Origin of the sequence: Stenotrophomonas sp. PvP093 (assembly GCF_017876915.1) — a bacterium.
GTDB classification, from domain to species: Bacteria; Pseudomonadota; Gammaproteobacteria; order Xanthomonadales; family Xanthomonadaceae; genus Stenotrophomonas; species Stenotrophomonas muris.
Genome location: NZ_JAGIOX010000004.1, coordinates 1,455,989 through 1,469,599 on the forward strand (window position 1 = coordinate 1,455,989; position 13,611 = coordinate 1,469,599).

General features: G+C 68.5%; 9 protein-coding genes. 8 read left to right on the forward strand and 1 reads right to left on the reverse strand.

Annotated elements, in window-relative coordinates:
• Positions 1–4: 4 nt before the first annotated feature.
• From J3A72_RS09190 to J3A72_RS09200, 3 genes are read left to right on the forward strand one after another with little or no spacing between them, the layout of a single operon-like run.
• Entirely contained in the window at positions 5–5,392 is a 5,388-nt protein-coding gene (locus tag J3A72_RS09190) for a DNA repair ATPase (protein WP_075076291.1), read from the forward strand.
• A gap of 2 nt (positions 5,393–5,394) precedes the next feature.
• The gene (locus tag J3A72_RS09195) at positions 5,395–6,096 is read left to right on the forward strand and encodes a hypothetical protein (RefSeq protein WP_230374568.1); all 702 of its coding nucleotides are present in this window, start codon (positions 5,395–5,397) and stop codon (positions 6,094–6,096) included.
• Between the two features lie 44 nt (positions 6,097–6,140).
• Positions 6,141–7,250 carry a toxic anion resistance protein gene (locus J3A72_RS09200; RefSeq protein ID WP_014647882.1) on the forward strand — a complete coding sequence of 370 codons (1,110 nt, stop codon included), beginning with the start codon at positions 6,141–6,143 and terminating at the stop codon, positions 7,248–7,250.
• 71 nt (positions 7,251–7,321) lie between these two features.
• Here the strand turns inward: J3A72_RS09200 and J3A72_RS09205 are convergent, their stop codons facing one another.
• Complete coding sequence (locus J3A72_RS09205; RefSeq protein WP_032957497.1) at positions 7,322–8,209, reverse strand: LysR family transcriptional regulator; 888 nt, start codon at positions 8,207–8,209, stop codon at positions 7,322–7,324.
• Between the two features lie 97 nt (positions 8,210–8,306).
• Between J3A72_RS09205 and trpB the strand changes: the two genes are divergently transcribed.
• The 5 genes from trpB (at position 8,307) to glmM (ending at position 13,555) form a co-directional block, all read left to right on the forward strand.
• Positions 8,307–9,524: a tryptophan synthase subunit beta gene (gene trpB / locus J3A72_RS09210; RefSeq protein ID WP_075076292.1), complete on the forward strand. Its 1,218-nt coding sequence runs from the start codon at positions 8,307–8,309 to the stop codon at positions 9,522–9,524.
• A complete protein-coding gene (locus J3A72_RS09215) occupies positions 9,521–10,201 on the forward strand; it encodes a hypothetical protein (RefSeq protein WP_014647879.1) in 681 nt (226 codons plus the stop codon). Before trpB ends, J3A72_RS09215 begins: the two co-directional genes overlap by 4 nt.
• Position 10,202: 1 nt before the next feature.
• On the forward strand, positions 10,203–11,012 hold the full coding sequence (trpA, locus tag J3A72_RS09220; protein ID WP_014647878.1) for a tryptophan synthase subunit alpha: 810 nt from the start codon (positions 10,203–10,205) through the stop codon (positions 11,010–11,012).
• Between the two features lie 306 nt (positions 11,013–11,318).
• Complete coding sequence (accD, locus tag J3A72_RS09225; RefSeq protein ID WP_005410473.1) at positions 11,319–12,194, forward strand: acetyl-CoA carboxylase, carboxyltransferase subunit beta; 876 nt, start codon at positions 11,319–11,321, stop codon at positions 12,192–12,194.
• Positions 12,194–13,555 carry a phosphoglucosamine mutase gene (gene glmM, locus J3A72_RS09230; RefSeq protein ID WP_053495739.1) on the forward strand — a complete coding sequence of 454 codons (1,362 nt, stop codon included), beginning with the start codon at positions 12,194–12,196 and terminating at the stop codon, positions 13,553–13,555. Before accD ends, glmM begins: the two co-directional genes overlap by 1 nt.
• The last annotated feature ends 56 nt before the right edge of the window (positions 13,556–13,611 follow it).

Here is a 13,611-nt window from a genome sequence, read left to right on the forward strand (position 1 = left end):
GCTGATGTCTGATACCCATCCGTCCGCCGAATCCACTGCACCGGAGGCCGGCGGCACTACCGTCGACCAAGCCGTTGCCCAGGGCGGTGCCTATGAAGTCCTGCGCCGCCGCCTGGCCGAGCAGGGCCAGCGCCTGCAGGGCCTGGCCGAAACGCTCAACCGCCAGCGCCTGGCCGAGTTCGGCGACAGCCGCCTGGAGGTGGTCGGGCGCTTCCGCATCCGCAGCGAAAACAACTGCGTCGGCCGTGACATCGTGCAGGTCGGGCCGGACCGCCTGCTGTTCGGCTACAACGTGTTCATCGGGCTGAAGACCCAGACCCGCATCGAGGACGTGTTCGGCCTGTACCGGCTGGTGCAGGGCAGCGACGGCTACGACGTGGCGGCGCTGGAGCTGAAGGGCAGCTTCCTCGACCAGCCCGGCTTCGTGCACGACTTCAACGAGCTGTACGCCTACTACAAGCACGCGCGCCTGCTGCAGCTGATCGTGGTGGGGGACAAGCTGCTGGCGTCGTTCCAGATCGGTGAGCGCAGCAGCGACGTGCGCGTGTTCCGCTGGGCGCTGTCGCGCGATGGGGAACTGACCTATCTGGATGCGCGCGGTGAGCGCGATATCGCACTGCCGCCGCCGTTCGACTTCGAATGGACCCGGGCGACCCGCGACCTGGCGGTCAATGGCCGCCATTCGCACCTGAACATCCTCGATACCCTGTTCGTGGAGACCACCGGCGGCGACCTCACGATCAAGGTCGAGAACAACACCGAGACCGGGCAGGGCATCTACAGCGAACCGGTGGAGGACAGCACGCAGTCGCTGGACGACGCCCAGTTCGAATTCGCCCGGGTCGGCTCGCTGGTGCTGCTGAAGGTGCTGCCGTACCGCGAGACGGAGTGGCGCGGGCTGATCTACAACACGCTGACCGGCGGCATCGTGCGCAACGATGCGATCGTGCAGGCCTGCGTGCAGCTGCCCGAAGACCACGGCGTGATCTTCCCGGGTGGCTATTACCTGCAGGGCGGCGAGCACAAGGCGTTCGACGCCTCGATGGCCGGCATGCAGTTCAAGCGCAGCATCCGTTCACCGAATGGTGAGGACGTGCTGTACATCTTCTATGAGCGCGAAGGTGGGCGCTCGGCGCTGTTCGTCTACAACACCATCCAGCGCGTGCTGCAGAACCCGGTGTTCGGCCATGGCTACGCCTTGATGCAGGACGGGCGCATGGTGCTGTTCCATGCCGAAGGCAGCGAACCGACCCGCATCCATCCGATGCAGGTCTGGCAGACCCCGTTCAGCAGTGACGAGTTTGCTGCAAGCCGGCCACCCGGCAACACCTTCATGGGACGCATCGGCAACGCCGAACTGGTGCGGGGCATCTCCAACCTGTTCAACCTGGCGCGCGAGATCGATGGCCAGGACGTGTCGGTGCAGCGCTACCAGCGCCTGGTGGCCGACACCCGGCGCCTGTTCGATGCCCACCACTGGTTGGGCGACGCGGCCTGCGATGGCGCCGAGGCGCTGCTGCGGCAGATCAGCGCCACCGGCGAATCGGTGCTGGACGAGTACGAGAAGGTGCAGTCGATCCGTCAGCAGTCGGCGCAGGCGATGGTCGAGGCAGAGGCCGCGCACAAGGCGCTGCTGGGCCGGCTGCAGCCGCAGAACTGGAACGAGGTGCAGGCCTTCGTCGAGGCCCTCAATGCGATCACCGCATTGCGCGGACGGCTGCTGACCATCCGCGAGCTGCGCTACATCGACACCGCGCGCATCGAGACGATGACGGCCGAGCTGGTGGAGGCGCAGGATCATGTCGGCGCCGCCACGGGTGACTTCCTCGCCGGCGATGCCGCGCTGGTGCCGCTGACCACGCGCCTGCAGGCGCTGGATGAAGCTGCGCAGCAGGCGCAGAGTGCCCGCCAGCTGGATGAGCAGCTGGAGGGGCTGCGCGGGATGGCGGCCGATCTGGATATGCTGTCTGAACTGATGGCCGGCCTGAAGGTGGACGATGCCACCGCCCGCACCCGCGTGGTCGAGTCCATTTCGGTGCTGTACGGCCGCCTCAACCAGGCCCGCGCGCGTGCCGATCAGCGCCGCAGGTCGCTCGGCTCAGCCGAGGCCGTGGCGCAGTTCGCCGCGCAGTTCGCGCTGTTCTCGCAGTCGATCACCAGCGCGCTGGCGCTGGCCACGGACCCGGAGCGTGCCGACGAGCAGCTGTCGCGCCTGCTGGTGCAGCTGGAGGAGCTGGAGAGCCAGTTCGGCGAACACGAGCAGTTCCTCGGCGACATCCTGAGCAAGCGCGAAGAGCTGGTTGAAGCCTTCGAAACGCACAAGCAGGCGCTGCTGGATGACCGCCAGCGCAAGGCACGTTCGGTGCTGGATGCGGCCAGCCGCATCCTCGATGGCCTGGCCAAGCGCACCGAGCGCTTCGCCACCGCCGATGAGCTCAATGCGTTCTTTGCCGGCGATCCGCTGATCCTCAAGCTGCGTGAGCTGGCCGAACGCCTGCGCGCGTTGCATGACAACGTCAAGGCCGACGACATCGAAGCGCGCCTGAAGGGCGTGCGTGACCAGGCGGTGCGCCAGCTGCGTGACCGCAGTGATCTGTACGAGGCGGGCGGCAACGTGGTGCGGCTGGGGCCGCGCCATCGCTTCAGCGTCAACACCCAGGCGCTGGACCTGACCCTGCTGCCGCGTGGTGACACGCTGGCGATCCATCTGACCGGCACCGACTTCCTGGAGACCCTGCACGATCCGGAGCTGGATGCGCTGAAGCCGTTCTGGCCGGTCACCCTGGACTCCGAATCACCTGCACTGTATCGCGGCGAGTATCTTGCCGGCAGCCTGTTGATGGCCGCGCAGGAGGGGAGCGACGGGCTTGACCTGGCCACGCTGCAGCACGACGTCGCCACGCCCGAAGCACTGGACCAGCGCGTGCGTGCGTTTGCCGAACCGCGCTACCGCGAAGGCTACGAGCGCGGCATCCATGACCATGATGCCGCGCTGATCCTGCGTGCGTTGCTGCCCTTGCAGCAGGCGGCCGGCAGCCTGCGCCATGCACCGCGGGTGCGTGCGCTGGCGGTGCTGTTCTGGGCTGCCGAGCAGCGGCGCGAAGCGGTGGCGCAATGGCCGGCCCGCCAGATGGGTGCTGAAGCGCTGGCACGCCTGCTGGGGTCCGACGAAGGGCGCCTGGCGTTGCGTGCGGAGATGGCCGAGGCACTGCTGGCGTATGCGCAATCCCACGCGTTGCCGTTCGATGCCGATGCCGCAGAGGCCGCGGCCGCTTATCTGGGCGAGGAACTGGCGGCCGGCGAACCGGTGTTCAGCAGCAGCCGCCATGCGGTAGCGCTGCTGGAGGCACTGGCTCGGCAGCTGGAACAGGCCGGGCAACGCGAGGCGGTCGAACGCGCCCTGCAGCGCAGCCAGGATCCGCTGGCCACGCGCTGGGCGCTGGCCGGTCAGTGGCTGCGGGCGCTGGCGCGGATGCCGGCGCATGCCCCGCATGCCGGCTACGTCGACGAGGCTGCAGCACTGCTGCTGGTGCAGCGCCAGCTGCGTACCCGTGCCAGCGACGCCGCGCTGCAGGCGGAGGTCAGTGGCCTGCTGGGTGAACACGCCCGCATCAGCAACGGCACGCTGGTGGTATCGCTGGATGATTTCCTGGCGCGCCTGAAGCAGCACCTGCGTCATTTCGTGCCAGCGTTCCATGCCTACCAGGCGCTGCGCCAGGGCATCATCGGCCGCGAGCGCGAGACCCTGCGGCTTTCCGAGTTCAAGGCGCGGCCGCTGTCCTCGTTCGTACGCAACAAGCTGATCAATGATGTCTACCTGGGCGTGATCGGTGACAACCTGGCCAAGCAGATGGGCACGGTCGGCGAGAACAAGCGCAGCGACCTGATGGGCCTGCTGATGATGATTTCGCCGCCCGGCTACGGCAAGACCACGCTGATGGAATACGTGGCGCACCGCCTGGGCCTGGTCTTCATGAAGATCAACGGCCCGGCGCTGGGTCACGAGGTGCGGTCGCTGGACCCGGCCCAGGCACCGGACGCGACCTCGCGGCAGGAGCTGGAGAAGCTCAACCTGGCGCTGGAAATGGGCAACAACACCATGCTGTATGTGGACGACATCCAGCACACCCATCCGGAGTTCCTGCAGAAGTTCATCTCGCTGTGCGATGGCACCCGCCGTATCGAAGGTGTGTGGCGCGGTCGCACCCGCACCTACGACATGCGCGGCAAGAAATTCTGCGTGGTGATGGCCGGCAATCCGTACACCGAGTCTGGCGAGGTGTTCAAGATTCCGGACATGCTGGCCAACCGTGCCGACATCTACAACCTGGGTGATGTGCTCGGTGGCATGGAGGCGGCCTTTACCCTCAGCTACATCGAGAACAGCCTGACTTCCAACCCGGTGCTGGCGCCGCTGGCTACGCGCGACATGGCTGACCTGTACACGCTGGTCGACCGGGCGATGGGCAAGGAGGTCTCGACCAACGGCCTCAGCCACGCCTACAGCAGCGCGGAGATCAACGAAATCACCGCCACCCTGCAGCGCATGCTGCGCGTGCGCGACGTGGTCTACCGCGTCAACCAGCAGTACATCGCCAGTGCCGCGCAGGACGATCGCTACCGCACCGAGCCGCCGTTCCGGCTGCAGGGTAGCTACCGCAACATGAACAAGCTGGCCGAGAAGATCTCGCCGGTGATGAACGAGGACGAGCTGCAGCAGTTGATCTCCGACCACTACCTGGGCGAGGCACAGCTGCTGACCACCGGCGCCGAAGAAAACCTGTTGAAGCTGGCCGAGCTGCGCGGCGTGCTGGACGACACGCAGGCGCAACGCTGGACGCAGATCAAGCGCGACTTCCTGCGCAACAAGGCCATGGGGGCCGACGACAGCGATGTCGGCGGGCGCGTGGTCGCGCAGCTGGCCGACATCGCCACCGCCCTGCAGCTTCCACCGCCGGCGCCGGAAGCGATTGCCGTTGCCGACCCGGCACCGTGGCCGGCGTTGCTGGAGGCCCTGCATCGTCTTTCTGAAACACGTCCGGCCGCCGCGCCGGTGCCGGTCGCGGCAGCCGCCAGTGTGCCGACGACGGTCCTGGCCGACGACCTGCAGGCTGGCCTGGCACCGTTGGTGGAACTGTTGGCGGCATCGCAGGCGCAGCAGGCACAGGTGTCGCAGACCCTGGCCGCGTTCGCCGGCTGGGCGCGGCAGCAGGTCGAGCGTGGGGTGCCGAACAGTGCGGTGGCGCAGCGTGCGCGTGTGCGCCGTGCCACGACGCCGGAGGAGCGCGCGCTGGATGAGGCGCTGATGCGTCACTTCTACGGCGAGTCGTTGCCGCCGGACGACGGTGAGGAGATTCCAGCGACGACACCGAAGCCGCCGCCGCTGCCGTGACCATGCAGGCGCCACTGCCGCCACCGAGCTTGCCGGACACGGCCGATGTCGCCGCGCTGGCCGACTATGGTGCGCCGTTGCTGCAGGCGCTGGCGCGGCGCGAAACACCGTTGCCGCCGGGCGCGGGCGCAGGGCTGGTGGCCGCACTGGAACGCATCGCGCTGGCCCTGCAGGCCGATAACCCGGCGCAGATCCGGCAGCAGGCGGGCTGGTGGGGCCGCCTGCTGGGGCGCGATGTCGATCGCGAGGCGGAAGGACGTGCGCTGCAGTCGCAGCTGGGCGTGCTGGCCCTGCAGGCGCGCGAGCAGGCCCAGCAGCTGCAGCAGCAGCTGCAGCTGCGGGCCATGGCCATCGCCGGACATTCAGCGGCGGCCGCAGCGCTGGACGCCTGGGTCGAGCTGGCAGCGGTGCGGCTGGCGTCGCTGGATACCGCCGGCCAGGCCGCGCTGTCGCAACGGCTCGATCACCTGCGCCGGCTGGCCACGCTGCGCCGTCTCGAGGCCGGCCAGTGGCAGCTCCTGCAGGACCAGGACAACGTGCTGCAGCAACGCTTCGCGCGCATCCATGACGTCCTGTTGCCAGCCTGGCGGCAGGCCGCCGCGGCGGGCCAGGCCGCGGCCGGCGCCACATTGGCGGCGAAGGCCGCCACGCTGCACGCACAGATCGATGACGAGGTCGCGGCGGCTCAGGCTAGACTGCCTTGAGCCGGCCGCCGCTGCCGCTTACCCAACTGCAAGGAGACTGCCCGATGACCCAGGACAGCCAGACCCCCGGTGCCCTCGTGCCCGGCACGACTACCGCCGTTCCGCTCGATGAAGGCGCATTGCAGGCGCTTGGCCTGGTCCGCGAGGATCTGCCGCGCATCGCCGAGATCCGTCTGGAGCTGGATGACCTGCGCCCGGGCAACCTGCAGGTCTTCGGTCGCGAAGCGGCCACGCGCACCGCGGCGTTTTCCAGCCAGTTGCTGGACCAGGTGCGCAATCGTGACCTCGATGCCAGCGGCGAGAAACTGGGCGAAGTGGTGCGCATCGCACGCAGCCTGAAGCTGGACGGCTTCGCGCAGCGGTCGAAGGTGCCGGTGATCGGTGGCCTGATCGACCGCCTGCGCGTATCCAAGGGCGAGCTGGTGCAGAAGTTCAGCGACACCAATGCGCAGATCGAGCAGCTGCTGGGTGATGTCGGTGTGCAGCAGGCGTTGATGGGCAAGCGCGTGGGCGAGTTCGACCGCATGCATGACATCGTCCGCGAAGAACGCCATGCGCTGGGCCTGTATGCTGCGGCCGGCAAGCAGCGCCTGGCCGAACTGCAGGCCGAGCAGCAGGCCGGGCAGGGCAGTGAGGATCCGCAGCAGCGCATCCGCCAGAGCGAAGTCGACAACGCGATCCGCCTCCTCGAAAAGCGCGTGTCCGACCTGCAGCTGATGCAGCATGCGGCCGACCAGTCGCTGCCGATGATCCGCCTGATCCAGGCCAACGCGCTGCAGCTGATCGAGAAGTTCAACACGGTGCGCGAGATCACCATCCCGTCGTGGAAGCGCCAGTTCGCCATCCAGCTTTCGCTGGGTGAGCAGAAGGCCGCGGTCGAGCTGTCCACCGCCATCGACGATGCCACCAACGAGCTGATGCGCCGCAACGCCGACCTGCTGCGCCAGGCCTCGGTGGATACCGCGCGCAGCAACCAGCGCGGCGTGATCGACGTGGCGACGCTGCGCCACGTGCACGACCAGTTGATCGCCACGGTCGAGGAAGTGCGCAGCATCCATCGCGAAGGAATGCAGCAGCGGCAGCAGGCCGAAGTCGAGCTGTCGCGCCTGCGCGAAGACCTGCAGCAGCGACTGGCCACCCCGACTGCCAGCTGAAAAAAGGGGACGGAGGGGATTAAGTCGTTTGTGCCACTTGCGACTTAATTCCCTCCGTCCCCTTTTTGTTGTCAGCGCAGTTGCTGGCCCAGCCAGTCGGCCAGCGCATCCACGCGCCCATCTGCCGGTCCATCCGGTCGCGCCAGCACCCAGAAGCCACCGGTGGCGGCAAATCCCCACGGCGCGACCAGTCGCCCGGCGGCCAGGTCCTCGGCCACCAGTGGCTCGGGTGCGATCGCCGGGCCCAGCCCGGCCACCGCTGCCTCCAGCAGGTAGTACAGGTGTTCGAAGGCAGTACCCAGCTGCAGCTTCGAGGTGTCCAGATCGTGCGCTTGCGCCCACGCCGGCCATGCCTGCGGCCGTGAGCTGGTGTGCAGCAGCGTCTCCTGCAGCAGCGCCGAGGGCGGCACATGCCGCAGTCGCTGCGCGGCCGGATGCGAGGGGGCCACCACCACGCCGACCCGTTCCGGCGCCAGCTCACGCACCTGCCAGCCCCGGGGCCACGGCCCCTGCGCCAGCAGCAGCACCGCGTCCAGTGCGGCCTGCGCCTCGGTGAAGCTGCCATCCAGCGCCGACCACTGCAGGCGTACGCCGGGCAGGGCGGCCTGCAGTGCGGGCAGGCGCGGAATCATCCAGCGCGCCAGCACGCTGCCGCTGCAGCCCAGCACCAGCGCCGGGGCCGCCGTCGGCCGGCGCAGTTCGCGCACGCAGTCTTCGATGCCGCTGAAGGCCTCGCTGCACGCTGCCTGCAGGCGCGTGCCCGCAGCGGTCAGGCGCAGGCCGCGACCGGCCCGCTGGAACAGCGCCAGGCCGAGGTGGTCTTCCAGCAGCTTCAGCTGGCGGCTGACCGCGCCGTGGGTCACGTGCAGGTCCTGCGCGGCGCGGCCAACCCCGCCCAGGCGGGCGGTGGCCTCGAACGCGCGCAGCGCATTGAGCGGTGGCAACAGCGAACGGCTCATGTGAGATTTCCTGACGGTATATGCCAGATAATATCCATTTTCCGGTCACGACCCGTGCGCTAGAGTATCCACCTGTCTCGAACCAGCGGTCGCTTCCATGTCTGCCTCCCCCATTGCCCACTACCACGCCTTCCCGGATGCCCAGGGCCATTTCGGCCGCTACGGTGGCAGCTTCGTTGCCGAAACCCTGGTCGGCCCGCTGCAGGAACTCGCCCAGGCCTATGACCAGGCCCGCCAGGATCCGGCATTCCAGGCCGCCTACGACCGCGACCTGGCCCACTACGTGGGCCGGCCGAGCCCGATCTACCACGCCCAGCGGCTGAGCGACCATGTCGGCGGCGCGCAGATCCTGCTCAAGCGCGAAGACCTGAACCACACCGGCGCGCACAAGATCAACAACACCATCGGCCAGGCGCTGCTGGCGGCGCGGATGGGCAAGAAGCGCATCATCGCCGAGACCGGTGCCGGCCAGCACGGCGTGGCCAGCGCCACGGTTGCCGCGCGGTTGGGCCTGGAATGCGTGGTGTACATGGGCGCCACCGACATCGAGCGGCAGAAGATCAACGTCTACCGCATGAAGCTGCTCGGCGCGACGGTGGTGCCGGTCACCTCCGGTTCGGCCACTTTGAAGGACGCGCTCAACGAAGCGATGCGCGACTGGGTGACCAATGTGCAGGACACCTTCTACATCATCGGTACGGTCGCCGGTCCGGATCCCTACCCGCGCATGGTGCGCGACTTCAACGCCATCGTCGGCCGCGAGGCACGCGAGCAGATGCTGGCCGAGTACGGCCGCCTGCCCGATGCGATCACTGCCTGCGTCGGCGGCGGCAGCAATGCCATCGGCCTGTTCCATGCCTTCCTCAACGACCGCCAGGTCGAGATCGTCGGCGCCGAGGCCGCAGGTGATGGCATCAGCACCGGTCGCCATGCTGCATCGATCGCCGCCGGTCGCCCGGGCGTGCTGCATGGCAACCGCACCTATGTACTGTGCGACGACGACGGCCAGATCATCGAGACCCATTCGGTGTCGGCCGGCCTGGACTATCCGGGCGTCGGCCCCGAACACGCATTCCTGGCCGATACCGGCCGCGCGCGCTACCTCGGCATCACCGATGACGAAGCACTGCAGGCCTTCCACCTGCTGGCGCATACCGAGGGCATCCTGCCGGCGCTGGAGTCCAGCCATGCGCTGGCGCAGGCGATCAAGCTGGCGCGTGAGCGTCCGCGTGACCAGATCGTGCTGTGCAATCTGTCCGGCCGTGGCGACAAGGATGTGCATACCATCGCCGCGCGCGAAGGGCTGGTGCTGTGAGCGCGCTGCTGCGCAACAGTGGCGTGCTGCTGCTGGCGCTGGGGTTGGCCGCGTGCCAGCCGCCGGAGCCGCCGCTGCTGGCACCGGCCGCCAAGGCCACCACGCAGCCGGCACAGCAGGCGGCCGCGAATGATGACCTCGACCCGATGGCACGTGCGCCGATCGTCGATCCGCCGTCCACGGAAGATATGGACAGCGATGGCGCGCCTGCGGTGGTCTCGGTGGCGCTGGACCATGCCGGCGAGGTGCTGATCGGCCAGCACATGAGCGATCTGAAGGCACTCGGGCCATGGACCGCGCAAGGGGCGGTCGAAGCCATCGGCGGCAGTTGCGAGTACTACGACGGCAAGGGGCTGCCGCCCGGCGTGTCGATGATGACCGATGAAGATCGCGTCGTCCGTTTCGATCTCGGCCTGGATCCGGACAGCGGGGCGCCGACCCAGCAGCCCGGTCCGTTCGGCCTGCGTGTCGGCATGACCCGCGCCCAGGCCATGGCCCAGTTCCCGAAGCCGCCGGTATCCAGCCCGCATGCCTACGATGGTGACCAGGGCGAGTACCTCACCTGGCAGGACCCGGGTTCGGACCTGGGTATCCGCGTGGAACTGTTTGAAGGGCGGGTCACCCAGATGTACTGGGGAACCAGCGATGCGATTGAACTGATTGAAGGATGTGCCTGAAATGTCCGTATCCCGACTCGATGCCTGTTTCCAGCGTCTGCGCGAACAGCAGCGCAAGGCGCTGATCCCCTTCGTCACGGCCGGTGATCCCTCGCTGGAGGCCACCGTGCCGGTCATGCACGCACTGGTCGACGCCGGCGCCGACGTGATTGAACTGGGCGTGCCGTTCTCCGACCCGATGGCCGATGGCCCGACCATCCAGCGCAGCTCCGAGCGCGCGCTGGCGCGCGGCGCCGGCAGCCGCTACGTCCTGCAGGCCGTGGCGCAGTTCCGCGAGCGCGATGCGCAGACCCCCGTGGTGCTGATGGGCTACCTGAACCCGGTGGAGATCCACGGTTACGCGGCCTTCGCCAAGGCCGCCGTCGACGCCGGCGTGGACGGCGTGCTGCTGGTCGACCTGCCGCCGGAAGAAGCGGGCGACGCCCAGCAGGCGTTCGACGCAGCCGGCCTTGCGCTGGTACTGCTGGCGTCGCCGACCACCAGTGAGGCGCGAGCCGACAAGCTGTTGGCGCTGGCCCGTGGCTATCTCTACTACGTCAGCTTTGCCGGTGTCACCGGCGCGTCCGAGCGCCTGGACAGCGATGCCGCCAGTGCCCGCCTGCAGGCGTTGCGCGCGCGTGCGTCGGTGCCGGTGGTGGCGGGCTTCGGCATCAAGGATGCCGCCAGTGCCGCGGCCATGGCCCGCCAGGCCGACGGCGTGGTGGTGGGCAGCGCGCTGGTGGCGGCGCTGGCCGAAGCGGGCTCGGCGGAAGAGGCCGCGCAGCACGCCCGGGCCTTCCTCGCCCCGCTGCGGCAGGCGCTGGACGCGTAACGGTAGTGCCGGCCGCTGGCCGGCATCCTCCTGAGGGCTCGCGTGCAAGGGCTGCCGGCCAGCGGCCGGCACTACCCATCGGTCTGCACGCAAGGGCTGCCGGCCAGCGGCCGGCACTACCCATCGGTCTGCACGCAAGGGCTGCCGGCCAGCGGCGGGCACCGCCCCAGCACCTAAACGTACGTCCCAGCATGGTTTTTTCCGGCTGCCCCGTGGCTGGCAAGGGGGTGCACGGGCGGGGAAAGCGGAGCTAGACTGTCCGCCTTTGCGGCCCCCGGGCCGCCCTGAACGGAAGTGTCCTCCCGCATGAGTTGGCTCAGCAAGTTGATGCCGTCCGGCATCCGCACCGACAACACCCCCAGCAAGAAGCGCAGTGTCCCCGAGGGCCTGTGGGAAAAGTGCAGCAACTGCGGCAGCGCGTTGTACCGTCCGGAACTGGAAGAGAACCTGGAAGTCTGCCCGAAGTGCGGCCATCACATGGCGATCCGTGCGCGTGCGCGCCTGGCTGCCCTGTTCGATGCCGACAGCACCACCGAGATCGGTGCGCGCCTGGGGCCGACCGACCTGCTCAAGTTCAAGGACCAGAAGAAGTACAGCGAGCGCATCAAGATCGCGCAGAAGAACACCGGCGAGTACGACGCGCTGATCGCCATGCGCGGCCTGCTCAAGGGCCGTGCGCTGGTGGCATCGTCGTTCGACTTCGCCTTCATGGGCGGCTCGATGGGCTCGGTGGTCGGCGAGCGTTTCGCACTGGCCGCGGAAACCGCGGTCGAGATCGGTGCGCCCTACGTGTGCTTCTCGCAGAGCGGTGGCGCCCGCATGCAGGAAGGCCTGTTCTCGCTGATGCAGATGGCCAAGACCTCGGCCGCGCTGGGCAAGCTGCGTGAAGCCGGCCTGCCGTACATCTCGGTGCTGACCCATCCGACCACCGGCGGCGTGTCGGCCTCCTTCGCGATGCTGGGTGACATCAACATCGCCGAGCCGCAGGCGCTGATCGGCTTCGCCGGCCCGCGCGTGATCGAGCAGACCGTGCGCGAGAAGCTGCCGGAAGGCTTCCAGCGCTCGGAATTCCTGCTGGAGCACGGCGCCATCGACCAGATCTGCGACCGTCGCGAAATGCGCGACCGCCTGTCCGATCTGCTGGCAATGCTGGGCCGTCAGCCGGCGCCGGAGGTGGCTTGATGGGAGGCCGCAAGTACTTCGGTACTGATGGCATCCGTGGACGGGTCGGCCAGGGCGTGATCTCGGCCGACTTCGTGCTGCGCCTGGGCAACGCCCTGGGCCGTGTCCTGGTCGACCAGCGCGGCCAGGATGGGCGCCGGCCGATCGTGGTGATCGGCAAGGACACCCGCATCTCCGGTTACATGTTCGAAGCGGCACTGGAAGCCGGCCTGGTCGCCGCCGGTGCGGACGTGCAGTTGCTGGGGCCGATGCCGACCCCGGCGGTGGCGTTCCTGACCCGTACGCTTGGCGTGGACGCTGGCATCGTCATCAGCGCCTCGCACAACCCGCACTACGACAACGGCATCAAGTTCTTCTCCGCCCAGGGCGAGAAGCTCGACGATGCCACCGAGCTGGCCCTGGAAGCGGCGCTGGACATCCCGTTCACCACCGCCGAATCGGAAAAGCTGGGCAAGGCGTCGCGTGCGCGCGAAGCGGTCGGCCGCTACATCGAGTTCTGCAAGGCCAGCGTGCCGCGCGCGTTCGACCTGCGTGGCGTGCGCCTGGTGCTGGACTGCGCGCACGGCGCCACCTACCAGATCGCGCCGCTGCTGTTCCGTGAACTGGGCGCCGAGGTGATCGGCATTGGTGCCGAGCCCAACGGCGTCAACATCAACGCCGGCGTGGGTTCCACCCACATCGACAACCTGGCGGCCAAGGTCCGCGAAACCCGCGCCGATCTCGGCATCGCCTTCGATGGGGATGGCGACCGCGTGCTGATGGCCGACGACCAGGGCAACCCGGTCGACGGCGATGACCTGCTGTATATCCTGGCCCGTGCATGGAAAGCCGAAGGCCGCCTGCGCGGCCCGGTGGTCGGCACGCTGATGAGCAACTACGGCGTCGAGAAGGCATTTGCCGACCTGCAGATTCCGTTCGTGCGCAGCAATGTCGGCGATCGCTACGTGCACCAGGCGCTGATGGAAGGCGGCGGCGTGCTCGGCGGTGAAGCCTCCGGCCACCTGCTGTGCCTGGATCGGGCCACCACCGGCGACGGCATCGTCAGCGCGCTGCAGGTGCTGGTGGCATTGCGCAACAGCGGGCAGACCCTGCGCCAGGCGCTGAAAGGACTGGTGCGGGTGCCGCAGAAGACGGTCAACGTGCGGCTGGGCAATGTCTCGGCCAAGGCCACGGTGCAGGCCGGCAGCGTGCAGGCCGCGCTGGCTGTCGCGCAGCAGTCGGTGGCCGGCCGTGGCCGTGCGTTCCTGCGCCCGTCCGGTACCGAGCCGGTGGTGCGGGTCACGGTCGAGGCCGATGATGCGACGCTGATGCAGGACACGCTGGATCGACTGTCCGCGGCGGTACGTGAAGCCGCCGCCTGAGGCCGCTGCACATCCGCCCAACGAAAACGCCCCGGAATGCCGGGGCGTTTTCGTTG

Bases quoted from the DNA above. Each gene is read 5' to 3' on its own strand.
- J3A72_RS09190 (WP_075076291.1), top strand. From the start codon at position 5: ATGTCTGATACCCATCCGTCCGCCGAATCCACTGCACCGGAGGCCGGC.
- J3A72_RS09195 (WP_230374568.1), top strand. From the start codon at position 5,395: ATGCAGGCGCCACTGCCGCCACCGAGCTTGCCGGACACGGCCGATGTC.
- J3A72_RS09200 (WP_014647882.1), top strand. From the start codon at position 6,141: ATGACCCAGGACAGCCAGACCCCCGGTGCCCTCGTGCCCGGCACGACT.
- J3A72_RS09205 (WP_032957497.1), bottom strand. From the start codon at position 8,209: ATGAGCCGTTCGCTGTTGCCACCGCTCAATGCGCTGCGCGCGTTCGAG.
- trpB (WP_075076292.1), top strand. From the start codon at position 8,307: ATGTCTGCCTCCCCCATTGCCCACTACCACGCCTTCCCGGATGCCCAG.
- trpA (WP_014647878.1), top strand. From the start codon at position 10,203: ATGTCCGTATCCCGACTCGATGCCTGTTTCCAGCGTCTGCGCGAACAG.
- accD (WP_005410473.1), top strand. From the start codon at position 11,319: ATGAGTTGGCTCAGCAAGTTGATGCCGTCCGGCATCCGCACCGACAAC.
- glmM (WP_053495739.1), top strand. From the start codon at position 12,194: ATGGGAGGCCGCAAGTACTTCGGTACTGATGGCATCCGTGGACGGGTC.